This is a genomic window from Pseudomonas sp. B35(2017) (assembly GCF_002113645.1).
GTDB lineage: Bacteria > Pseudomonadota > Gammaproteobacteria > Pseudomonadales > Pseudomonadaceae > Aquipseudomonas > Aquipseudomonas ekonensis.
The window spans coordinates 233,288-255,869 of the sequence record NZ_NEIZ01000001.1 but is presented as its reverse complement, the minus strand read 5'-3'; the positions used below and the strand labels follow the sequence as shown (position 1 = coordinate 255,869).

At 64.6% G+C, this 22,582-nt stretch carries 22 protein-coding genes; 10 read left to right on the top strand and 12 right to left on the bottom strand.

What is annotated here, in order from left to right; translation table 11 throughout:
• Positions 1-72: 72 nt before the first annotated feature.
• Genes CAG41_RS01180 through CAG41_RS01170 form a run of 3 tightly spaced genes read left to right on the top strand, consistent with a single transcriptional unit; the run spans position 73 to position 2,232 of the window.
• Entirely contained in the window at positions 73-705 is a 633-nt protein-coding gene (locus tag CAG41_RS01180) for a CDP-alcohol phosphatidyltransferase family protein (RefSeq protein ID WP_085706626.1), read from the top strand.
• A complete protein-coding gene (locus CAG41_RS01175) occupies positions 692-1,291 on the top strand; it encodes a 1-acyl-sn-glycerol-3-phosphate acyltransferase (protein WP_085579068.1) in 600 nt (199 codons plus the stop codon). The genes CAG41_RS01180 and CAG41_RS01175 overlap by 14 nt, the downstream gene beginning before the upstream one ends.
• Positions 1,288-2,232 (top strand): phosphatidate cytidylyltransferase, encoded by a 945-nt coding sequence (locus CAG41_RS01170; protein WP_085706625.1) that lies wholly within the window; start codon positions 1,288-1,290, stop codon positions 2,230-2,232. The genes CAG41_RS01175 and CAG41_RS01170 overlap by 4 nt, the downstream gene beginning before the upstream one ends.
• A 103-nt stretch (positions 2,233-2,335) precedes the next feature.
• Here the strand turns inward: CAG41_RS01170 and CAG41_RS01165 are convergent, their stop codons facing one another.
• The 3 genes from CAG41_RS01165 to CAG41_RS01155 all read right to left on the bottom strand — a co-directional run bounded on the left by CAG41_RS01165 (position 2,336) and on the right by CAG41_RS01155 (position 4,138).
• On the bottom strand, positions 2,336-2,611 hold the full coding sequence (locus tag CAG41_RS01165) for an HU family DNA-binding protein (protein WP_003213368.1): 276 nt from the start codon (positions 2,609-2,611) through the stop codon (positions 2,336-2,338).
• A 190-nt stretch (positions 2,612-2,801) separates the two neighbouring features.
• Positions 2,802-3,950, bottom strand: coding sequence for an NAD(P)/FAD-dependent oxidoreductase (locus tag CAG41_RS01160; RefSeq protein WP_085706624.1), 1,149 nt, complete (start codon positions 3,948-3,950; stop codon positions 2,802-2,804).
• A 20-nt stretch (positions 3,951-3,970) separates the two neighbouring features.
• Positions 3,971-4,138 (bottom strand): rubredoxin, encoded by a 168-nt coding sequence (locus CAG41_RS01155; RefSeq protein WP_085579074.1) that lies wholly within the window; start codon positions 4,136-4,138, stop codon positions 3,971-3,973.
• 200 nt (positions 4,139-4,338) lie between these two features.
• Between CAG41_RS01155 and CAG41_RS01150 the strand changes: the two genes are divergently transcribed.
• Both CAG41_RS01150 and ubiA read left to right on the top strand, forming a co-directional pair.
• The gene (locus tag CAG41_RS01150) at positions 4,339-4,899 is read left to right on the top strand and encodes a chorismate lyase (RefSeq protein WP_085638613.1); all 561 of its coding nucleotides are present in this window, start codon (positions 4,339-4,341) and stop codon (positions 4,897-4,899) included.
• A complete protein-coding gene (gene ubiA / locus CAG41_RS01145; protein ID WP_085638616.1) occupies positions 4,899-5,789 on the top strand; it encodes a 4-hydroxybenzoate octaprenyltransferase in 891 nt (296 codons plus the stop codon). The genes CAG41_RS01150 and ubiA overlap by 1 nt, the downstream gene beginning before the upstream one ends.
• Positions 5,790-5,926: 137 nt before the next feature.
• Here ubiA and CAG41_RS01140 read toward each other — a convergent pair whose 3' ends face one another.
• The gene (locus CAG41_RS01140) at positions 5,927-6,310 is read right to left on the bottom strand and encodes a hypothetical protein (protein ID WP_085706623.1); all 384 of its coding nucleotides are present in this window, start codon (positions 6,308-6,310) and stop codon (positions 5,927-5,929) included.
• A 149-nt stretch (positions 6,311-6,459) separates the two neighbouring features.
• On the opposite strand from CAG41_RS01140, the gene phoB reads away from it, so the two are divergent.
• The 3 genes from phoB (at position 6,460) to CAG41_RS01125 (ending at position 9,963) form a co-directional block, all read left to right on the top strand.
• Positions 6,460-7,149 carry a phosphate regulon transcriptional regulator PhoB gene (phoB, locus tag CAG41_RS01135; protein WP_085579082.1) on the top strand — a complete coding sequence of 230 codons (690 nt, stop codon included), beginning with the start codon at positions 6,460-6,462 and terminating at the stop codon, positions 7,147-7,149.
• A 74-nt stretch (positions 7,150-7,223) separates the two neighbouring features.
• A complete protein-coding gene (gene phoR, locus CAG41_RS01130; RefSeq protein WP_256576738.1) occupies positions 7,224-8,510 on the top strand; it encodes a phosphate regulon sensor histidine kinase PhoR in 1,287 nt (428 codons plus the stop codon).
• 112 nt (positions 8,511-8,622) lie between these two features.
• Entirely contained in the window at positions 8,623-9,963 is a 1,341-nt protein-coding gene (locus tag CAG41_RS01125) for a hemolysin family protein (RefSeq protein WP_085579087.1), read from the top strand.
• Positions 9,964-10,023: 60 nt separating this feature from the next.
• Here the strand turns inward: CAG41_RS01125 and CAG41_RS01120 are convergent, their stop codons facing one another.
• The 8 genes from CAG41_RS01120 to CAG41_RS01085 all read right to left on the bottom strand — a co-directional run bounded on the left by CAG41_RS01120 (position 10,024) and on the right by CAG41_RS01085 (position 20,779).
• Entirely contained in the window at positions 10,024-10,920 is an 897-nt protein-coding gene (locus CAG41_RS01120) for a M23 family metallopeptidase (RefSeq protein WP_085579089.1), read from the bottom strand.
• A gap of 214 nt (positions 10,921-11,134) precedes the next feature.
• Positions 11,135-12,097 (bottom strand): response regulator, encoded by a 963-nt coding sequence (locus CAG41_RS01115; protein ID WP_085579091.1) that lies wholly within the window; start codon positions 12,095-12,097, stop codon positions 11,135-11,137.
• Positions 12,098-12,263: 166 nt separating this feature from the next.
• Positions 12,264-13,025, bottom strand: coding sequence for a phosphate signaling complex protein PhoU (phoU, locus tag CAG41_RS01110; protein WP_085579093.1), 762 nt, complete (start codon positions 13,023-13,025; stop codon positions 12,264-12,266).
• A 111-nt stretch (positions 13,026-13,136) separates the two neighbouring features.
• A complete protein-coding gene (gene pstB / locus CAG41_RS01105; protein ID WP_085579095.1) occupies positions 13,137-13,970 on the bottom strand; it encodes a phosphate ABC transporter ATP-binding protein PstB in 834 nt (277 codons plus the stop codon).
• A 190-nt stretch (positions 13,971-14,160) separates the two neighbouring features.
• On the bottom strand, positions 14,161-15,831 hold the full coding sequence (pstA, locus tag CAG41_RS01100; RefSeq protein WP_085630273.1) for a phosphate ABC transporter permease PstA: 1,671 nt from the start codon (positions 15,829-15,831) through the stop codon (positions 14,161-14,163).
• A 15-nt stretch (positions 15,832-15,846) separates the two neighbouring features.
• Complete coding sequence (locus CAG41_RS01095; protein WP_170929993.1) at positions 15,847-17,880, bottom strand: ABC transporter permease subunit; 2,034 nt, start codon at positions 17,878-17,880, stop codon at positions 15,847-15,849.
• 424 nt (positions 17,881-18,304) lie between these two features.
• Positions 18,305-19,306, bottom strand: a complete 1,002-nt coding sequence (locus CAG41_RS01090) for a phosphate ABC transporter substrate-binding protein PstS (protein ID WP_085579101.1) — start codon at positions 19,304-19,306, stop codon at positions 18,305-18,307.
• A gap of 174 nt (positions 19,307-19,480) precedes the next feature.
• Complete coding sequence (locus tag CAG41_RS01085) at positions 19,481-20,779, bottom strand: MFS transporter (RefSeq protein ID WP_085579103.1); 1,299 nt, start codon at positions 20,777-20,779, stop codon at positions 19,481-19,483.
• Positions 20,780-21,154: 375 nt separating this feature from the next.
• On the opposite strand from CAG41_RS01085, the gene CAG41_RS01080 reads away from it, so the two are divergent.
• Both CAG41_RS01080 and CAG41_RS01075 read left to right on the top strand, forming a co-directional pair.
• Positions 21,155-21,559 (top strand): acyl-CoA thioesterase, encoded by a 405-nt coding sequence (locus CAG41_RS01080; protein WP_003229628.1) that lies wholly within the window; start codon positions 21,155-21,157, stop codon positions 21,557-21,559.
• A 58-nt stretch (positions 21,560-21,617) separates the two neighbouring features.
• Positions 21,618-22,517, top strand: a complete 900-nt coding sequence (locus CAG41_RS01075; protein WP_085630279.1) for a D-hexose-6-phosphate mutarotase — start codon at positions 21,618-21,620, stop codon at positions 22,515-22,517.
• Positions 22,518-22,582 lie beyond the last annotated feature (65 nt).

The following is a 22,582-nucleotide window of genomic DNA, read 5'->3' as shown; positions in this document are numbered from 1 at the left end:
AAATCAGTCGAACACCGTCAACGCCCCGTAACCGTTTTTTTTGCAACGCAGCACCGACAAGGACATTGGCAAATGGATGAAAACAGAAGGCCCATCAAGACACGGTCTGCCGGTTGGGCGAGGCGGGTCACTGACGGTCTGGTGAAGCGGGACATTTCGCCCAATCAGATTTCCGTCGTCAGCATGGTCTTCGCGCTCTTCGGCGCGCTGACGTTGTGGATCGACAACGGCGTGGCCGGGTCGGTCTTCTGCATCATCGGCATTCAACTGCGCTTGTTGTGCAACCTGTTCGACGGAATGGTGGCCATCGAGGGCGGCAAGCAGTCGGCGATCGGCAGCCTGTACAACGAGTTTCCCGACCGGGTGGCGGACAGCCTGTTGATCGTCGGGTTGGGTTACGCCATCGGCCAAGCGGACCTTGGCTGGTTCGCGGCGCTGGCGGCGGCGCTGACCGCTTATGTGCGGGTATTCGGCGGCGCCCTCGGGCTCAAGCAGAGCTTCATGGGGCCGATGGCCAAGCAGCACCGCATGGCGGTGATGACCGTGGCGCTGCTGTTGAACGTGTTCGAAACCAGCGTTTACGGCACCCATCATGCTCTGTTGATCGCATTGCTGATCATCGCCGTCGGTTCGGTCGCCACCTGCGTCACGCGGACGCTGGCCATCTCCAAGCAACTGAAGGGGAATGCCCATGTGGATCAGTAATGCGCTGATTTCGCTGCTGCGATTCCTGATCGGCGTGACGGCCCGCTGGGAAAGCCCGCCTGATCTCACCCGCCAGCGGATCTACTTCGCCAATCACACCAGTCACATGGACACCCTGGCGATCATCGCTGCGCTGCCGGCGCAGGCCCGGCGCGATGTGAAGCCTGTGGCGGCCGCCGACTACTGGGGCAAGAACCGCTTTCTGTCCTACATTTCCCAAACCGTCCTGAACGCCGTGCTGATTGAGCGCAACCCTGCGCCGGGCACCAATGTGCTGGAGCCGATTTTCGACGTGGTGCGGGCCGGGCACTCGATCATCATTTTCCCCGAGGGCACCCGTTCCACCCAGCCGCTGCCAGGCCCCTTCAAGTCCGGCATCTTCCGGTTGGCCGAGACCTTCCCCGAGGTCGACCTGGTGCCGATCTATCTGGAAAACCTGCACCGCTCGATGCCGAAGGGCAAACACGTGCCGCTACCGATCATCTGCACCATCCGCATAGGCGATCCGTTGCCACGCCTTGCCGGCGAAGAAAAGCAGGCGTTCCTCGAACGCGCACGCGATGCCATCGTGAGGTTGTCGAAATGAGTCTGGAAACCAAATTCCTCTGGTTCTTCGCAGCCATTGCCTGCCTGCTGGCCGTGGCTTCGCTCACCGGTAGCGTCCTGGCCCGGCGGGCCACCTCCGAAAGCTCGGTGGCGACCATCGAAAACCTCAACCAGCGGGTGAACGCCTGGTGGGGGATGGTCATCGTTTTCTTCGTGTCCTGGTTGCTCGGCCCCAACGCCACGGTCGTGCTGTTCGGCTTCATTTCCCTGTTCGCGCTGCGCGAGTTCATCACGCTGACGCCCACTGCGCGTGGCGACCACAACGCGCTGTTCTCGGCGTTTTTCATTCTGATCCCCCTGCAATACCTGCTGATCGGCACGCACTGGTACTCGATGTTCACGTTGCTGGTGCCGGTGTATGCGTTCCTGCTGCTGCCGGCGATCGCCGTCCTGAGCCAGGAAACCGAAGGTTTTCTGGAGCGCACGGCGAAGATCCAATGGGGGGTGATGATCTGCATCTACTGCATCAGCCACGCGCCGGCGCTGTTGCTGCTGGATCTGCAAGGCTTTCAGGGTCAGAACGCCCTGCTGCTGTTCTACCTGGTCTTCGTGGTGCAGATGAGCGATGTCCTGCAGTACGTGTTCGGCAAACTGTTCGGCAAACGCAAGGTCGCGCCGCTGGTGAGCCCGTCGAAGACCGTGGAGGGTCTGATCGGGGGAGGCCTGTCGGCCACGCTGATCGGCGGCTGCATGTTCTGGATGACGCCGTTCAGCTTCTGGGCGGCGCTGCTGATGTCGCTGGTCATCGTGACCATGGGCTTTCTCGGTGGCCTGGTCATGTCCGCGATCAAGCGCAGCCTGAGCGCCAAGGACTGGGGCACGATGATCAAGGGCCACGGCGGCATGCTCGACCGGATGGACTCGATCTGCTTCGCGGCGCCGATCTTCTTCCACCTGACCCGCTATTTCTATTCGGCCTGATCCGCACCTTCCCTTGCGCCAGACACAAAAAAGGGCATCCGACCTGGTCGTGATGCCCTTTCTTCACTGCGGCCCCCCCGCTCTTCCCGGGGGCGCACTTCAATTACGGATTGACGCTGTCCTTCAACGACTTGCCTGGCTTGAACGCCACGGTGTTGCTGGCCTTGATCTTCACCGGCTCGCCGGTTTGCGGGTTCTTGCCGGTGCGGGCACCGCGGTGGCGTTGCAGGAAGGTGCCGAAGCCCACGAGGGTGACGCTGTCCTTGCGGTGCAGGGCGCCGGTGATTTCTTCGAGAACGGCATTGAGGACGCGGTTGGCCTGCTCTTTGGTCAGATCCGCTTTTTCTGCGATGGCGGCGGCGAGTTCTGGTTTACGCATTAGTGAAGCCCCTTTGACGGTTTTTTGTTGTTATGTCCGTGCTGTCCTCGTTGGAACAGCGCCCAAGGCGCCGCAGGCTCTACGCTGCGGCAGACGGGAGTGAGGATGGCACGCGGTTCGGGGCGGCGCCAGTCTCCGCGCGACCTTTGTGGGGGCAAAAGCGGGGTGATTCCGACAGAACGACCGGTATTTACGCCAGCAGGGCCGGAAGTTGTTTGTTCAGGGCGAGTTTTTCGGTCACGGCCGCGCCGGTCAGGGCGTAGCCCAGCAACTGGCCTTCGCCGTCATGGCACAGCGCTTTGACGTCGGCGCCCTGCCCCTCGACCGTCCACACGCCCTCGCGGCCCCGTGGCGGCGGGGACACCACCAGCGGGCAGACGGGGGTCTTCACAGTGATCGGCATCGGCCCGTAGCTGACCTCCGTCGGGTTGCCGCTGAGGGTCTGCGCCAGCGCTCTCGCACAGCTCATGAGGGGCATTACGTACAGAAGATTCAGCCCGTCGACCTCGGCGCAGTCGCCCAAGGCGTAAATGTTGGCGTGGGACGTCCTGAGCTGACGGTCGACCGTCACACCGCGGTTGACCTGCAGCCCGGCGGCGGCCGCCAGGTCGATCCGCGGACGCAGGCCAATGGCCGACACCACCGCGTCGCAGGCGATCACCTGGCCGTCGGACAGGTGCGCCTCCAGGCCGTCCGCGACCTTCTGCAGGCGGGCCAGCACCGGACCTAAGTGAAAACGCGCACCGAGGCCTTCGAGCCCCGCCTGCACGGCCGCAGCGGCGGCCGGGTGCAGGAGGGTCGGCATGACTTGTTCGCACGGCGCAACCACTTGCACCTCGTAGCCGCCCAGGATCAGGTCGTTGGCGAACTCGCAGCCGATCAGCCCAGCCCCGAGCAGCAGCACCCGGCGCTTGCCGTCCACGGCGGCGCGGAAACGCGCGTAGTCTTCGAGGTCGTTGATCGGGAACACCCGGTCCGCCGCATCGCCGGCGATCGGCACGCGCACGGTCTCGGCGCCCCAGGCGAGGATCAGGTCGCGGTACTCGACCGCCTCCTCGCCGATCCACAGGCGCTTGTGGCCCGGGTCGATGCCGCTGATGCGGGTATGGGTGCGCACTTCGGCCTTGAGCAGATCGGCCATGTCGCCCGGCTCGGCCATGCTCAGGCCGTCGGCGTCCTTGTTCTTGCCGAAGCCGGTGGAGAGCATCGGCTTGGAGTAGGAACGGCCGTCATCGGCGGTGATCAGCAGCAGCGGGGTGTCGCCGTCGAGCTTGCGAAACTCTCGGGCCAGGTTGTAGCCGGCCAGCCCGGTGCCGATGATCACTACAGGTGCGTTCATGCCCTACTCCTTGTGTTTTCTCAGTTGATTTCGATCATTTCAAAGTCCGTCTTACCGACGCCGCAGTCCGGGCAGAGCCAGTCCTCAGGCACGTCTTCCCAGCGGGTGCCTGCCGCGATACCGTCATCCGGCCAGCCTTCGGCTTCGTTGTAGATCAGGCCGCAGACGATACATTGCCACTTCTTCATTCCGGTGTTTCCTCAGAGGTTCAGGCGGGTGTCGGCGCAGAGGGTCGATGGTGTCGCGCTGCCCTCCGGCTCAGGGCGTTTTGTACTGGGGGTGCCGGGCAGATGCAAGCCTGTTCGGCGCAATGGCGACCCGGATCAATCAATATCGCCGCCTGCCATGGTAAGCTCGCCGCCTCATTTGCGGCCAAAAACGACTCATTGTGCAACCCACAGAATCCCGCCCGGCCCCGCTCTGGCTGGCGCAAACGCAGTTGATGCCCCTCCCCGCCCCGAAGGTTTCGGACTGGCTGTTCGACGAAGGCTCCCTGACCCGCCGCCTGACCGGCCTGTCCGACGGCGGCTTCAGCATCACCCCGCTGTTCGAAGGCTGGCAGCCCCTGCGCGCCGACGAATGCGCGGCGCTGGACCTGGCCGAGGGCAGCGAAGGCTGGGTGCGCGAGGTTTACTTGCGCGGCCACGGCGAGGCTTGGGTGTTCGCCCGCAGCGTGGCCTCGCGCAGCGCCTTGCAGGGCGACGGCCTGCACATGGACGAACTGGGCAGCCGCTCCCTGGGCGAGCTGCTGTTCTGCGACCACGCCTTCAGCCGGCGCGCCATCGAAGTCTGCCGCTATCCTGAGCAATGGCTGCCCGCCGAGTGCCGCGCGCCTGGGCTGTGGGGCCGCCGCTCGCGCTTCGACCGCGGCGCGCTGAGCGTGCTGGTGGCGGAGGTCTTCCTGCCGAGCCTGTGGGCCGCCACCGCCGCCGAACCGGAGAACCGCTGATGTACCAGAGCCTGCTCAAGTCCCTGAACCGCCTGAACCCGCGGGCCTGGGACTTCATCCAGCTGACCCGCATGGACAAGCCGATCGGCATCTACCTGCTGCTGTGGCCGACGCTGTGGGCGCTGTGGATCGCCGGCAAGGGGTCGCCGTCGCTGGCCAACATCGTTATTTTCGTCCTCGGCGTGGTGCTGACCCGCGCCGGTGGCTGCGTGATCAACGACTGGGCCGACCGCAAGGTCGACGGCCACGTCAAACGCACCGCGGAGCGCCCGCTGGCCGCCGGCCGGATCAGCTCCAAGGAGGCGCTGGCGTTCTTCGCCCTGCTGATGGGCGTGAGTTTTCTGCTGGTGCTGTGCACCAACGCCGCAACGGTTTGGCTGTCGCTGGGCGGCCTGGCGCTGGCGTTCACCTATCCGTTCATGAAGCGCTACACCTATTACCCGCAGGTGGTGCTGGGCGCGGCGTTTTCCTGGGGGATGCCGATGGCGTTCACCGCCGAGACCGGCGAGCTGCCCGCGACCGCGTGGCTGCTGTGGATCGCCAACCTGCTGTGGACCGTGGGCTACGACACCTATTACGCGATGACGGATCGCGACGATGACCTGAAGATCGGCGTGAAGTCCACGGCGATCCTGTTCGGCGATGCCGACCGGGTGATCATCCTGACCTTGCAGGGGCTGGCGCTGGGCTGCCTGCTGCTGGCCGGGTCGAAGTTCGGGCTGGGCATGTGGTTCCACCTCGGCCTGCTGGCGGCCGCCGGCTGCTTCGCGTGGGAATTCTGGTTTACCCGTGACCGCGACCGGATGAAGTGCTTCAAGGCGTTCCTGCACAACCATTGGGCGGGGATGGCGATCTTCATCGGGATCGTGCTGGATTACGCGCTGCGCTGAGCCGCCGCGCAGAACCGTTGTGGGAGCGAGCCTGCTCGCGATGGCGGCGCATCAGTCAACGGATCTGCCGACTGACCTGACGCCTTCGCGGGCAAGTCCGCTCCCACAGGGTTCCACAGAGGGAAAAGATCAAGCGGTCACTTGTGCTCGTGCACGACGTGCCACACGTCCTTCATGCCGTCGCCCTTCATTTCCCCGGGCTTTTCATCCTTCACGAAGGTGTACAGCGGCTTGCCGTCGTAGGCGTACTGCATCATGCCGTCGTCACGCTTGATGACCGTCCACTTGCCTTCGGCCTTGGCCCCCGCCGGCGCCATCATCGGCGGCCAGTTCTTGGCGCAGTCGCCGTTGCACATCGACTTGCCGCCGGCGTCCTTGTCGAACGTGTAGACGGTCATGCCTTTGTGGTCGACCATCATGCCGTCCTTCATCATGGCCGGCTCGGCCGCCATGGCGAGGCCCGGCAGTGCGAGTGCGGCGGCCATCAGCAGGGCCTTGAAAGAAACAGTCGTCTGAGTCATGGAAACCTTCTTTTGTGGTTGTCAGGATTCGAACTCAGAGCTTAGTCCAGGATTTGCACAATCGCCGGGCGCCGAATACTGTCACACGACTGCAATAATTCCGTTATCTAATGCGGCGCACGACAGTTAAATGACAAGAGGATTAAGGCATGGTTGGCAGGAACATTCTGATCGTCGACGACGAAGCGCCCATCCGCGAGATGATCGCCGTGGCGTTGGAAATGGCCGGCTACGACTGCCTTGAGGCCGAGAACTCGCAGCAGGCCCACGCCATCATCGTCGACCGCAAGCCGGATCTGATCCTGCTCGACTGGATGCTGCCCGGCACCTCCGGCATCGAACTGGCGCGGCGCCTCAAGCGCGACGAGCTGACCGGGGACATCCCGATCATCATGCTCACCGCCAAGGGCGAAGAGGACAACAAGATCCAGGGCCTGGAAGTCGGCGCCGACGACTACATCACCAAGCCGTTCTCCCCCCGCGAGCTGGTGGCGCGCCTGAAGGCCGTGCTGCGTCGCGCAGGCCCCACCGACGGCGAAGCGCCGATCGAGGTCGGCGGCCTGCTGCTCGACCCGATCAGCCACCGCGTGACCATCGACGGCCGCCCGGCCGAAATGGGCCCCACCGAATACCGCCTGCTGCAGTTCTTCATGACCCACCAGGAACGCGCCTACACCCGCGGGCAATTGCTGGACCAGGTCTGGGGCGGCAACGTCTATGTCGAGGAGCGCACCGTCGACGTGCACATCCGGCGCCTGCGCAAGGCCCTCGGCGACGCCTATGAAAATCTGGTGCAAACCGTGCGCGGCACCGGCTACCGGTTTTCCACCAAAGCCTGAGCCCGGCGCCAGCCAAGCAGACAAGGACCGCATTTCCCGTGAACCAAAACTGGCATGGCACCCTGATTCGCCACATGCTGTTGCTGGTCACCGCCTGCCTGGTGATCGGCCTGATCACCGGTCACTACGGCTGGAGCCTCGCCGCGGGCCTGGGGCTGTACCTGGCCTGGACGCTCAAGCAGTTGCTGCGCCTGCACGAATGGCTGCGCCTGCACCAACCCGACGAAGCGCCGCCCGACGGTTACGGCCTGTGGGGCGAGGTGTTCGACAGCATCTACCACCTGCAACGCCGCGACCAACGGGTGCGCGGACGCCTGCAAGCGGTGATCGACCGCGTCCAGGAATCCACCGCCGCCCTGAAGGACGCGGTGGTCATGCTCGACAGCGAAGGCAACCTTGAGTGGTGGAACCGCGCCGCCGAGACCCTGCTCGGCCTCAAGACCCCGCAGGACAGCGGCCAACCGGTGACCAACCTGGTGCGCCATCCGCGCTTCAAGGAATACTTCGAGCAGGACAGCTATGCCGAACCGCTGGAAATCCCCTCGCCGACCAACGACCGCCTGCGCATCCAGCTGTACATCACCCGCTACGGCAACAACGAGCACCTGATGCTGGTGCGCGACGTCACCCGCATCCACCAGCTGGAACAGATGCGCAAGGACTTCATCGCCAACGTTTCCCACGAACTGCGCACGCCGCTGACGGTGATCTGCGGCTACCTGGAGACCCTGCTCGACAACGTCGAGGAAGTGAACCCGCGCTGGGGCCGTGCCCTGCAGCAGATGCAGCAACAGGGCGGACGCATGCAGACCCTGCTCAACGATCTGTTGCTGCTGGCCAAGCTGGAAGCCACGGACTACCCGTCCGACAATCACCCGGTGCTGATCGATGCATTGCTTCAATCGATCAAGAGCGATGCGCAGCAGTTGTCCGGCAGCAAGAACCAGCGCATCAGCCTGGAGGCCGACGGCGGGATCCTGCTCAAGGGCAGCGAGGCGGAACTGCGCAGCGCCTTCTCCAACCTGGTGTTCAACGCCGTGAAGTACACCCCGGCCGAAGGCAGCATCCGCATCCGCTGGTGGGGCGACGAGCAAGGCGCCCACCTGAGCGTGCAGGATTCCGGGATCGGCATCGACAACAAGCACCTGCCGCGCCTGACCGAACGCTTCTACCGCGTCGACTCCAGCCGCAACTCCAACACCGGCGGCACCGGCCTGGGCCTGGCCATCGTCAAGCACGTGCTGCTGCGCCACCGCGCCCGCATGGAGATCAGCAGCGTGCCCGGCCACGGCAGCACGTTCACCTGCCATTTCGCCCCGGCCCAGATGGTGCGTTCGCGCGCCGTCAGCGCCGCCGAGTAAGCCCGCACTAGGCAATCGCCCGGTCAGCCGCTACATTGGCTGACTTGCGCCTGCCCTTTCAGGTGCGCTCCTTCTCATTTTTCGAATCACACGGAACCCGCAAAACTCCATCATGGACCCTTCCCCTGGCTTGTCCCTCGCAACCATTTTCGCCGACTTCGGCATGATTCTCTTCGCTCTGATCCTGGTCCTGCTCAACGGCTTCTTCGTTGCGGCGGAGTTCGCCATGGTCAAGCTGCGCTCGACCCGGGTCGAGGCCATCGCCGAGCAGCACGGCTGGCGCGGCCACATCCTGCGCACCGTGCACAGTCAGCTCGACGCCTACCTCTCGGCCTGCCAGCTGGGCATCACCCTCGCCTCCCTGGGCCTGGGCTGGGTCGGCGAGCCGGCGTTCGCGCACCTGCTGGAGCCGGTGCTCAGCGCCGTCGGCGTGCAGTCGGCCGAGGTCGTCAAGGCGATCTCGTTCTTCACCGCGTTCTTCATCATTTCCTACCTGCACATCGTGGTCGGCGAACTGGCGCCCAAGTCCTGGGCGATCCGCAAGCCCGAGCTGCTGTCGCTGTGGACGGCGGTGCCGCTGTACCTGTTCTACTGGGCCATGTACCCGGCGATCTACCTGCTCAACGCCAGCGCCAACGCCATCCTGCGCATCGCCGGCCAGGGCGAGCCCGGCCCGCACCATGAGCATCACTACAGCCGCGAAGAACTGAAGCTGATCCTGCACTCCAGCCGTGGCCAGGATCCGAGCGACCAGGGCATGCGCGTGCTGGCGTCGGCGGTGGAGATGGGCGAGCTGGAAGTGGTCGACTGGGCCAACTCCCGCGAAGACCTGATCACCCTGGAGTTCAACGCCCCGCTCAAGGAAATCCTCGCGCTGTTCCGCCGCCACAAGTTCAGCCGCTACCCGGTGTACGACAGCGAGCGCCAGGAGTTCGTCGGCCTGCTGCACATCAAGGACCTGCTGCTGGAGCTGGCGGCCCTGGACCACATTCCGGAGTCGTTCAACCTCGCCGAGCTGACCCGTCCGCTGGAGCGGGTGTCGCGGCACATGCCGCTGTCCCAGCTGCTGGAGCAGTTCCGCAAGGGCGGCTCGCACTTCGCCGTGGTCGAGGAGGCCGACGGCAACATCATCGGCTACCTGACCATGGAAGACGTGCTGGAAGTGCTGGTGGGCGACATCCAGGACGAACACCGCAAGGCCGAGCGCGGCATCCTCGCCTACCAGCCGGGCAAGCTGCTGGTGCGCGGCGACACGCCGCTGTTCAAGGTCGAGCGCCTGCTGGGCATCGACCTTGACCACATCGAGGCGGAAACCCTGGCCGGCCTGATCTACGAAACCCTCAAGCGGGTGCCGGAAGAGGAAGAGGTGCTGGAGGTGGAAGGCCTGCGGATCATCATCAAGAAGATGAAGGGGCCGAAGATCATCCTGGCCAAGGTGCTGATGCTCGATTGACGGGCTGGCCGGGGGGCGAGCCGATCCCACTCCTGCAGGTTCAGTGCAGGAGTGCTGCTTTCACTGCTTGCCCAGCGCAAAGTTGGGCAGCGCCCCCAGCGGCTGCTTGAATTGATAGGGAATCGACACCAACCCCTCGCCCGTATTGCGCTGCACCACGAAGTGCAGGTGCGGGCCGCTGCTGTTGCCGGTATTGCCCGAGAGTCCCAGAGGGCTGCCCACCGTCACGCGCTGCCCTTCCTTCACGCTCACGGAATTTTGCTTGAGGTGCAGGTACACGCCCATGGTGCCGTCATCGTGCAGGATCCGCACAAAGTTGCCGGACGGGTCGGTGCCGCGCCCGTTCTGGGAATTCTCGGTCTTCACCACCACACCCGCCCGCGCCGCGATGATCGGCGTCCCCACCGGCATGGCGATGTCCATGGCGTATCTGTTCTTCGGCCCGAAGTGGCTGTAGTCGCCATTGGCACCTTGGCTTAAGCGGAACGGCCCGCCGCGCCAGGGAAACGGATACCGATAGCTCTGCGCTGCGCCAGCGGGGTCGCCCAGGGAATAGTGGAACATCGGCGTGTACACCAGCGGCTTGCCGCCGGACACCGCCGTCAGCAACGCCAACCGGGTATTGCTGCGCGCCGGCAGCACCCGGCGGATCGTTTGCGCCGGGGCGCCACGCACGTTGCTCATCCCGGTGAACGCCAGTGCCACTTCCACCGGCGCATACAGGTCGTTGCGCACGAACACCACGTCCACGCCCTTCTGCTTCTTGATGTCCAGGTACACCTGGCGCTCCAGGCGCTCGACCATCCGGTCCTGGAAGACGAACACCTGGGAGCCTTTGCTCGGACGGTCGCTGTACGAAACCACTCCGTTGGCATCGGTGGACTTGTAGATCGTCATGGCCACGGTCGAGGTGGAGGCCATGAACAGACCACAGAAAAACAGCAGGCGCAGGGGCATGGGCGAACGTTCTGTCGAGGAAGGCCTGGAAGTGAGCCTAGCAGCTGAGACAGACCAGGCTAGCCGACAGATGTTTCAAATGTGGCACAGGGGGGAGACGGGCGGCGCTTTCGTTGACGCCATCGCGAGCAGGCTGGCTCCCACAGGGGTTCTGTGGTGCAGCTCCCCTGTGGGAGCTAGCCTGCTGGCGATGGCGCCAGCCACTGCCTGGCGGTCAGGCGCCCGGCACGAAGTGCTTCTGCGCCGTGCCGCGGGCGATCAGGCGGGAGAGGTAGTCGAGCTTCTGCGCGTCCTGGTCGACGAAGCGGAAGGTCAGTTGCAGCCAGTCGCTGTCAGGCTTCGGCTCGTGGGCGACGACGGCGTGCAGGTAACCGTTGAGGCGCGCGGTTTCGGCGTTCTCGCCCTGCTCCAGGTCGAGCACGGCGCTGTCGAGGATCTGCGGCAGGTTGTCGGTGCGTTTGACCACCAACAGCGCTTCCTTGATGCTCAGGGCCTTGATCACGCACTGCTGGGTGCCGCTCGGCAGGCGCAGTTGGCCCTGGCCGCGGCCGCTGGCCGGTGCCGGCGCAGCGGCCGGTGCCTTGGGCGCAGGAGCGTTGTTGAGCAGGCCACGGGACGGCGCAGCGGCGGCCGGTGCCGGCGCAGCGGCAGGCTTGGCGAACGGGTTGACCGCAGGCGCCGCGGCCGGGGCGCCGCCGACCACGGCCGGCTTGCCGCCGGTCAAAGCGCTCAGGGAGTCGTTGCCGAACGCCGAGTTCATCTTGGTCGGCGCGCTGTTCATCAGGGTGTCGAGCTTGCCGACCTTGTTCAGCGCCTGCTTGACCTTGGTCAGCAGCTGCTCGTTGGTGAACGGCTTGCTGACGTAGCCGGTGACGCCGGCCTGGATCGCCTGCACCACGTTCTCTTTGTCGCCGCGGCTGGTGACCATGATGAACGGCATGGTCTTGAGGTTGTCCTGCTCACGGCACCAACTCAGCAGCTCAAGGCCCGACATCTCCGGCATTTCCCAGTCGCACAGCACCAGGTCGAAAGCTTCCTTGGCCAGCATGGCCTGGGCCTTGCGCCCGTTGATGGCGTCCTCGGTGCGAATCCCCGGGAAGTAATTGCGCAGGCACTTTTTCACCAGGTCACGAATGAACGATGCATCGTCCACGACCAACACACTGATCTTGCTCATCCAACACCCCTAAAAAAAATCCCGGCAAGCATAACGCTTGAATGATGGCACTTTGCCAAAACCTTTCAGTCACGCCGGGACTTTTCGTTCGCGGGTGCTGCTTTTTCGATTCGCGCCCCAAACGAAAACGCCCGGCCAAAGGACCGGGCGTGCTTCTTGGGCAATCTTACTTATCGTCAGCTTCGTCCGGAACATTAGCGGTTTCGCCGCTTGTGCCTTCAACTTCTTCCTTCATGCGCTTGAGGCCCATGTGGCGCACATCGGTGCCGCGCACCAGGTAGATCACCAGCTCCGAGATGTTGCGCGCGTGGTCGCCGATCCGCTCCAGCGAACGCAGCACCCAGATGATGCTCAGAACCCGCGAGATAGAGCGCGGGTCTTCCATCATGTAGGTCGCCAGCTCGCGCAGGGCGGTCTTGTACTCGCGGTCGATGATCTTGTCGTACTGCGCCACGGACAGCGCCAGGTCGGCGTCGAAGCGGGCGAACGCGTCCAGCGCGTCGCGCACCATGTTGCGCACCTGATCGCCGATGTGGCGCACTTCGACGTAACCGCGCGGCGCCTCGCCCTCTTCGCACAGCTGGATCGCGCGGCGGGCGATCTTGGTCGCTTCGTCGCCGATGCGCTCAAGGTCGATCACCGACTTGGAGATGCTGATGATCAAGCGCAGGTCGGACGCCGCCGGCTGGCGGCGGGCCAGGATGCGCAGGCATTCCTCGTCGATGTTGCGTTCCATCTGGTTGATCTGGTCGTCGATCTCGCGCACCTGCTGGGCCAGGCCCGAGTCGGCCTCGATCAGCGCGGTGACCGCGTCGTTGACCTGCTTCTCGACCAGCCCGCCCATGGCCAGCAGGTGGCTGCGCACTTCTTCCAGTTCGGCGTTGAACTGCGCGGAAATGTGATGGGTTAAACCTTCCTTCGAAATCATGGTTTTGCTCCGCAAAAGCTGTGAGCCGCAAGCTACAAGCCGCAAGCTGTTTCGTTTTTTACTCGGTCCGCCCTTACTTGCCGCTTGAAACGTGCGGCTCGCAGCTGCGAACTAGCCGTACCGGCCGGTGATGTAGTCTTCGGTCTGCTTCTTCGCCGGATTGGTGAACAGGGTGTCGGTGTCGCCGAACTCCACCAGTTTGCCCATGTACATGAACGCCGTGTAGTCGGACACCCGCGCGGCCTGCTGCATGTTGTGGGTCACGATGACGATGGTGAACTTGGACTTCAGTTCATAGATCAGCTCTTCGACCTTCAGGGTCGAGATCGGGTCGAGGGCCGAGCACGGTTCGTCGAGCAGCAGCACTTCAGGCTCCACGGCGATGGTGCGGGCGATCACCAGACGCTGCTGCTGGCCGCCGGACAGGCCGAGCGCCGAGTCATGCAGACGGTCCTTCACTTCGTCCCACAGGGCCGCACCCTTCAACGCCCACTCGACGGCTTCGTCGAGCACACGCTTCTTGTTGATGCCCTGGATGCGCAGGCCGTAGACCACGTTCTCGTAGATGGTCTTGGGGAACGGGTTGGGCTTCTGGAACACCATGCCGACCCGGCGGCGCAGCTCGGCCACGTCTTCGCCCTTGCGGTAGATGTTGTTGCCGTACAGGTTGATCGCGCCTTCGACGCGGCAGCCGTCCACCAGGTCGTTCATGCGGTTGAAAGTGCGCAGCAGCGTGGACTTGCCGCAGCCGGACGGGCCGATGAAGGCGGTCACGCGCTGTTTCGGGATGTTCATGCTGACGTCGTACAGCGCTTGTTTCTCGCCGTAGAACAGGCTCAGGCCCGGCACTTCGATGGCTACGGTTTCCTGTTCCAGGTTCAGGCTCTGCTTGTCGCGGCCCAGGGCGGACATGTTGATGCCGTGGGTATGTGTTTCGTGCTGCATGGGAGGTCCCCTGTGCTAACAAATTCGGTTCTGTATGCCACTGGCCTGGCCAATGGGTTTCGCAAAATCTGTGGCGGGCGCCGATCCTTGTGGGAGCTGGCTTGCCAGCGATGCAGACGACTCGGTCTGACGCTGGCACCGCCGCGATGCCATCGCTGGCGAGCCAGCTCCCACAGGATTTGTGCCGGCCTTAGCTGTCCAGTGCTTTGTATTTTTCGCGCAGGTGGTTACGGATCCACACCGCCGACAGGTTGAGCACCGCGATCACCAGCACCAGCAGCAGCGCCGTGGCGTACACCAGCGGCCGCGCGGCCTCGACGTTCGGGCTCTGGAAGCCGACGTCGTAGATGTGGAAGCCCAGGTGCATGATTTTCTGATCCAGGTGCAGGTACGGGTAGTTGCCGTCCACCGGCAGCGACGGCGCCAGTTTCACCACGCCCACCAGCATCAGCGGCGCCACTTCGCCGGCGGCCCGGGCCACAGCGAGGATCATGCCGGTCATCATCGCCGGGCTGGCCATCGGCAGGACAATCTTCCACAGGGTCTCGGCCTTGGTCGCGCCCAGGGCCAGCGAGCCCTCGCGCACGGTGCGCGGGATCCGCGCCAGGCCTTCTTCGGTGGCCACGATCACCACCGGCACCGCCAGCAGCGCCAGGGTCAGGGACGCCCAGAGCAGGCCCGGCGTGCCGAAGGTCGGCGCCGGCAGCGCCTCGGGGAAGAACAACCGGTCGAGGGAGCCGCCCAGCACGTAGACGAAGAAGCCCAGGCCGAACACGCCGTAGACGATCGCCGGAACGCCCGCCAGGTTGTTCACCGCGATGCGGATGACCCGGGTCAGGGTGTTCTGCTTGGCGTATTCGCGCAGGTACACCGCCGCCAGCACACCGAACGGGGTCACGATCATCGCCATGATCAGGGTCATCATCACGGTGCCGAAGATGGCTGGGAAAATCCCGCCTTCGGTGTTCGCTTCACGGGGGTCGTCCGACAGGAATTCCCAGACCTTGCTGAAGTAGAAGCCGACCTTGGTGAAGGTGCCCATGGCGTTCGGCTGGTAGGCATGAACCACCTTGCCCAGGCCGATCTCGACTTCCTTGCCGTTGGCGTCGCGGGCGGTCAGGGCGTCGCGGTTGAACTGCGCGTGCAGGTCGGACAGCCGCGCCTCGACCTCCTGGTAACGGGCGTTCAGCTCGGCGCGCTCGGCGTCCATGTCCGCTTGCGCGGCCGGGTCGAGCTTGCCTTCGAGCTCCAGCTTGCGGCCGTGCAGGCGGATGCGTTCGAGGCCGGCGTTGATCGCGCCGATGTCGACCTTCTCCAGGGTCTTGAGCTGGGCGGCGAGCTTGTTCACCCGGTCGATCCGCGCCTGCAGTTCGGGCCAGGCGGCTTCGCCTTCGGCGATGACCTTGCCGTCCTGCTTGACGTTGACCAGGTAGCCGTAGAAGTTGCCCCACTCGCGGCGCTCGACGGCCATCAGCTCGACCGGCGTGGTCTGGTCGTTCAGCCACTCGCCGACGGTCCAGGTGAAGTCGTTGCCGTTCAGGTCACGGTTGCCGACCTTGATCAGCTCACGGGTCATGAACTCCGGGCCTTCGTCCGGCACCGGCAGGCCGGCGCTCTTGAGGCGGGCGCGGGGTACTTCTTCCTTCTGCACCACTTCGCCGATGACCAGGTGCTTGCCCTGGCCCGGCACGTCGTAGCTGGCGTGGAGCAGGTCCGCCGGCCAGAAGTGACCCAGGCCGCGCACGGCGATCACCGCCAGCAGGCCAATGGTCATGATGACCGCGATGGACACCGCGCCACCGCTGATCCAGACGCCCGGGGCGCCGCTCTTGAACCATCCTTTCAGGGAGTTCTGTTTCACAGACTTCTACCTTTCTTAAAGCGACGAGTATTTCTTGCGCAGACGCTGACGAATCAGTTCCGCGAGGGTGTTCATGACGAAGGTGAACAGCAGCAGCACCAGCGCCGAGAGGAACAGCACGCGGTAGTGGCTGCCGCCGACTTCCGACTCGGGCATTTCCACCGCGACGTTGGCCGCCAGGGTGCGCAGGCCTTCGAACAGGTTCATTTCCATGACCGGGGTGTTGCCGGTGGCCATCAGCACGATCATGGTCTCGCCCACCGCACGGCCCATGCCGATCATCAGCGCCGAGAAGATGCCCGGGCTGGCGGTGAGGATCACCACGCGGGTCATGGTCTGCCACGGCGTGGCGCCCAGGGCCAGCGAGCCCAGGGTCAGGCCGCGCGGCACGCTGAACACGGCGTCTTCGGCGATGGAGTAGATGTTCGGGATCACCGCGAAGCCCATGGCCAGGCCGACCACCAGGGCGTTGCGCTGGTCGTAGGTGATGCCCAGGTCGTGGGAGATCCACAGGCGCATGTCGCCGCCGAAGAACCAGTTCTCCATGTACGGGCTCATGTACAACGACAGCCAGCCCACGAACAGGATCACCGGGATCAGCAGCGCGCTTTCCCAGCCGTCCGGGATCTTCAGGCGGACCGATTCGGGCAGGCGGCTGAAGGTGAAGCCGGCGATCAGGATGCCGATCGGCAGCAGCATCAGCAGGCTGAAGATGCCCGGCAGGTGCCCTTCCACATACGGCGCCAGGAACAGGCCGGCGAAGAAGCCGAGGATCACCGTCGGCATCGCTTCCATCAGTTCGATCACCGGCTTGACCTTGCGGCGCATGCCCGGGGCCATGAAGTAGGCGGTGTAGATCGCGGCGGCGATGGCCAGCGGCGCGGCCAGCAGCATGGCGTAGAAGGCGGCCTTCAGGGTGCCGAAGGTCAGCGGCGACAGGCTCAGCTTCGGTTCGAAGTCGGTGTTGGCGGCGGTCGACTGCCAGACGTACTTGGGCTCGTCGTAGTTCTCGTACCAGACCTTGCTCCACAGCGCGCTCCACGACACTTCCGGGTGCGGGTTGTCGAGCAGCAGCGGCTGCAGCTTGCCGCCGGCCTCGACGATCACGCGGTTGGCCCGCGGCGACAGGCCGAACAGGCCTTGGCCCTCGACCACCTGATCGACCAGCAGGGTGCGGTGCGCGGTGCTGTGGAACACGCCGAGCTTGCCGCTGGCGTCGAGGGCGGCGAAGCCCTTGCGGCGCTCTTCGGCACCGATTTCCACGATCGGCGCCTTGCCCATCTGGAAGGTGCGGATCTGCTTCAGGCGCTGCTCGCCGTCGGTGTCGCGGGCCATGAACCACTGGGCCAGGCCGCCCTTGGAGTCACCGACGATCAGCGAGATGCCGCCCACCAGCTGGGTGGCGGCGGTGACCTGCGCTTCGCCGTCCTCCAGCAGTTTGTAGCGGCCGTTGAGGCTCTTGTCGCGCAGGCTGAACACGTCGGCCTGAGCCCGGCCGTTGACCACGTACAGCCACTGCTGGCGCGGGTCGACGAAGATGTTCTTCACAGGCTCAGTCATCTGCGGCAGATCGATGCGCTTCTGCTCGTTGGTGACTTCGCCGGTCATCATGTTTTCTTCGCTGGTCAGCGCGAGCACGTGCAGCTGCGCACCGGTGGAACCGGCCAGCAGCAGGGTCGAATCGTTGGCGTTGAGGCTGACGTGCTCCAGCGCGCCGCCGCTCTCGTTCAGTGCGATCGGCGCTTCGCCGTACGGGTACTCGATCGCCGGGGTGATGGTTTTCTTGCCTTCCGGGTAGCTGACCTTATAGGTGTGACGGAACACCAGCGCCTGGCCGTTGGACAGGCCCACGGCCACCAGCGGATGGCCCGGCTGGTCTTCGCCGATGGAGGTCACGGAAGTGCCGGCGGGCAACGGCAGATCGACGCGCTTGAGTTCGGCGCCGCTGTCGATGTCGAAGAACAGGGCCTGGCCCTTGTCGGAAACGCGCATGGCCACCTGGTTCTGCTCTTCCAGCGAGATCATCAGCGGCTTGCCGGCGTCCTGCATCCAGGCCGGGGCCAAGGTGTCTTTCGCGGTCAGGCTGGCGCCCTGGAACAGGGGCGCGACCACATAGGCGAGGAAGAAGAAGATCAGGGTGATCGCCGCCAGCACCGCCAGGCCGCCGACGAGGACGTACCAACGGGTGAAGCGATCCTTGAGCGCACGAATGCGGCGCTTGCGTTGCAACTCAGGCGTATTGAAGTCAATGCGCTTGGGAGGGTTCGTAGTCATTTTGGAATTGGCCAGATCATTCATGCGCACACCCTAGCGATCCTGTATGACAGAAAGATGACAATGCAGTGACGCACCAAATCCGCCGCCAGCAGGGCACTGGCGGTGGATAGAAGAATTCGGGGAGTGTGGGGCCGGGCCGCTTGCGGGCCGGGCCCCACACGGGAGTCAGGCGGGGTTCACCCCCTGACTCAGTTTGTTACTTTTTTGCGACTTCGGCGCCGCCTTCCTGCAGGCCCAGGTCAGCCAGCGCTTTGGCGGCGACTTTGGCCGGCAGCGGGATGTAGCCGTCCTTCACCACGACTTCCTGACCCTGCTTGGACAGGACCAGCTTCACGAACTCGGCTTCCAGCGGGGCCAGAGGCTTGTTCGGGGCCTTGTTGACGTAGACGTACAGGAAGCGGGACAGCGGGTACTTGCCGTTCAGGGCGTTTTCTTCGCTGTCTTCGATGTAGTCGGTGCTGCCTTTCTTCGACAGGGCGACGGTCTTCACGCTGGCGGTCTTGTAGCCGATGCCCGAGTAGCCGATGCCGTTCAGCGAGGAGCTGATCGACTGCACGACCGAAGCCGAACCAGGCTGTTCGTTGACGTTAGGCTTGTAGTCGCCTTTGCACAGGGCCTCTTCCTTGAAGTAGCCGTAGGTGCCGGACACCGAGTTGCGGCCGAACAGCTGCACCGGCTTGTTGGCCAGGTCGCCGGTCACGCCCAGGTCGCCCCAGGTCTTCACGTCGGTCTTGGCGCCGCACAGGCGGGTGGACGAGAAGATCGCATCGACCTGTTCCATGGTCAGGTGCTGGATCGGGTTGTCCTTGTGCACGAACACGGCCAGGGCATCCACGGCGACCGGGATGGCGGTCGGCTTGTAGCCGTACTTCTGCTCGAAGGCAGCCAGTTCGGTGTCCTTCATCTTGCGGCTCATCGGGCCCAGGTTGGAGGTGCCTTCGGTCAGCGCGGGCGGCGCGGTGGCGGAACCGGCGGCCTGAATCTGGATGTTTACGTTCGGGTATTCTTTCTTGTAGTTCTCGGCCCAGAGGGTCATGAGGTTGGCCAGGGTATCGGAACCGACGCTGGACAGGTTGCCCGACACACCGGTGGTCTTGGTGTAGCTCGGGATAGCAGGGTCAACAGCGGCAACCGCGTTGGCGGTCGCAACGCCAGCGGCGACAAAGGTCATGGCCGCCATCAAACGCTTCAGTTTCATGCCTTACTCCTAGCAGATAGGGTGTGTTAAGTCGGGGCCAAGTATCGGCAGGCCGTATGAACACTCTATGGCCGAAATATGACAATTGGATGAAAGGCCAGCATCCAGGTCTTACTTAATGCTTCAGGCCGGCTCCCACACCGAAACGCCTTTCGATGGGGAGCGGACAAAACATCAGCGGCCCTTGCTCCAGAGCCACGCCCCCACCACGATCCCCATGCCGCACAGCACCGCCACGTAATAGGCCGGGCCCATTGCGCTCTCCTTGAGCAGCAGGCTGACCACCATCGGCGTCAGGCCGCCGAAGATTGCGTAGGCGACGTTATAGGAGAAGGACAGGCCACTGAACCGCACCACCGGCGGAAACGCCTTGACCATCACATAAGGCACCGCGCCGATGGTGCCGACCAGAAGGCCGGTCAGCGCATAGAACGGGAACAGCCAGTCCGGATGGTCCGCCAGGCTGTGGTAGAAGGTCCACGAACTGGCCAGGAGGCCCAGGCAACCGAACACGAACACGCGCCCGGCACCGAAGCGGTCGGCCAGCGCGCCGGCCAGGATGCAGCCCACGCTCAGGAACACGATCGCCAGGCTGTTGGCCTGCAGCGAAACGGTCGGCGTGAAGTGGTAGACGGTCTGCAGCACGGTCGGGGTCATCAGGATCAGCACGACGATGGCGGCGGACAGCAGCCAGGTCAGCAGCATCGACACCAGGATCGCCCCGCGGTGGTCGCGCAGCACCGCCCGCAGCGGCACTTCCTCGGCCAGGGCCTTGCGCAGCTGCAGTTCGGCGAACACCGGCGTCTCGTGCAGCCAGCGGCGCAGGTAGACCGAGAACAGGCCGAACACGCCGCCGAGCAGGAACGGGATCCGCCAGGCGTAATCCGCCACTTGCTCCGGCGTATAGAGGCTGTTGATCGCCGTGGCGACCAGCGAGCCCAGCAAGATGCCGGCGGTCAGGCCGCTGGTCAGCGTGCCGCAGGCGTAGCCGATGTGCCGGTCGGGCACGTGTTCGGAAACGAAGACCCATGCCCCCGGCACCTCGCCGCCGATGGCTGCGCCCTGGATCACCCGCATCAGCAGCAGGAGGATCGGCGCCCACAGGCCGATCTGCGCGTAGGTCGGCAGCAGGCCCATGATCAGGGTCGGCACGGCCATCATGAAGATGCTCAGGGTGAACATCTTCTTGCGCCCCAGCAGGTCGCCGAAGTGCGCCATGACGATCCCGCCCAGCGGCCGCGCCAGGTAGCCGGCGGCGAAGATGCCGAAGGTCTGCATCAGGCGCAGCCACTCGGGCATGTCCGCCGGGAAGAACAGCTTGCCGACCACGGTGGCGAAGAAGACGAAGATGATGAAGTCGTAGAACTCCAGCGCACCGCCCAGGGCGGACAGCGACAGCGTCTTGTAGTCGTTGCGGGTCAGGGGTCGTGCGGGCTGGTCGGACTGCGCGAGGCTCGAGGGCGCTGTGGTCATGGCAAGGTCTTCTCTTATAGTCGGATCTGCCGCCGCAGCAACGCTGGCTGCGGCTCGGGCAGGTTCGGCACCATAGCAAATTGTTCGAAAAAGCACATAGGGGCGCATTTGGCGGGCGAAATGAGAACCTGACGGTCGTCGCGGAGTCTACCGACCGATATACTCGCAACCTCGCCCCGGCTTGTAGGGGGTTGCTGTGCGAAAACGCCGTTGGCCGCATGACCGTGCCGGGCCAGCCGGTTTCGCAGAGTTTCCCTAAAGGCGCCTTATGGAAAACGTGACGAACGTAGTATGTTCGGTGCTGAATCGTTTTTCCTGAAGACGGCCGTCACCCGCATCACCAACGAAGAGTCACGGGTCAGAGGCACCCTCGGCATGATAGAGCTCGAACAAGAAGATCCGATCCCGCAAGGCGACCTGGCCCTGCAAATCACCGCGCTTCCCCGCGAAACCAACGGCTTCGGCGATATTTTCGGCGGCTGGCTGGTGGCGCAGATGGACCTGGCCGGCACGGCGATGGCCAGCCGCGTCGCCGGCGGCCGGGTGGCCACCGTGGCCATCGACCGCATGGCGTTCCTGGTGCCGGTGGCCGTGGGCGCGCAACTGTCCTTCTATACCCAGACCCTGGAGATCGGCCGCAGCTCGATCCAGATGATGGTCGAGGTGTGGAGCGACGATCCGTTGTCCAGCGAGTGGCGTAAAGTGACCGAAGCGGTGTTCGTGTTCGTCGCCATCGACGGCAGCGGCCGTACCCGTTCGGTTCCGCCCCGCGCCCGCTAAACCTTGCGGCCGCCGGCGGGTCAATAACCGTCCCGAATCGCTGATCGAGAGCAGTCCCATGAACACGCCCAACGTCGAAGCCGTAAAACTGGATGAACTGAACTGCTGGCGCATCCGCCACGGCCGTGCCGAAGTGCTGGTGGCCCAGCAAGGCGCGCACATCCTCAGTTACCAGGTCGACGGCCAGCCGCCGCTGATCTGGCTCAACGACAAGGCCGCGTTCAAGGCCGGCAAGAGCATCCGCGCCGGCGTGCCGGTGTGCTGGCCGTGGTTCGGCGTATTTGCGCGCAACCCGCAGAGCGTGCAGGCCATGCGCACCGGCGCCGAACCGGCCGCCGCCCACGGGTTTGTCCGGGCGACGGACTGGGAACTGGGCGGCATCGAGGCCGAAGGCGAAAGCCTGAAGGTCGAATTCACCCTGCCCTGCCCCGAAGGCGGTTTCGCCGAGTGGCCACACCCGGTGGACCTGACCCTGACCCTGCGCCTGGACGACCGCCTGCACATCGGCCTGACCAGCCGCAACCGCGGCGCCGACACCGTCAGCCTGAGCCAGGCGCTGCACACGTACTTCGCGGTCAGCGACGTGCGCGACGTGCAGGTCGAAGGCGTGGACGGCCTCAGCTACATCGAGACCCTGGACGACTGGAAGACCGTCACCCAGAAAGGCAACCTGCAGTTCGCCGGGGAAACCGACCGCATCTACCTCAATGTTCCGCCGCGGCTGAGCATCAACGACCCGGCCTGGGAACGGCGCATCGTGCTGAACGCCACCGGTTCGCGCACCGCCGTGATCTGGAACCCGTGGATCGACCGCGCCGCCGCATTCGCCGACATGGCCGACGACGGCTGGCAGCGCATGCTGTGCATCGAGACCGCGAACGTGATGGACGACATCGTGAACCTGGCGCCCGGCGCCAGCCACACCATGGCCGTGAGCATCGGCAGCGAACCTCTCTGATTCACCCCGCTTGCGGGAGCCAGCCTGCCGGCGAAAGCGGTCTGTCAGTTGACGATGAATCGACT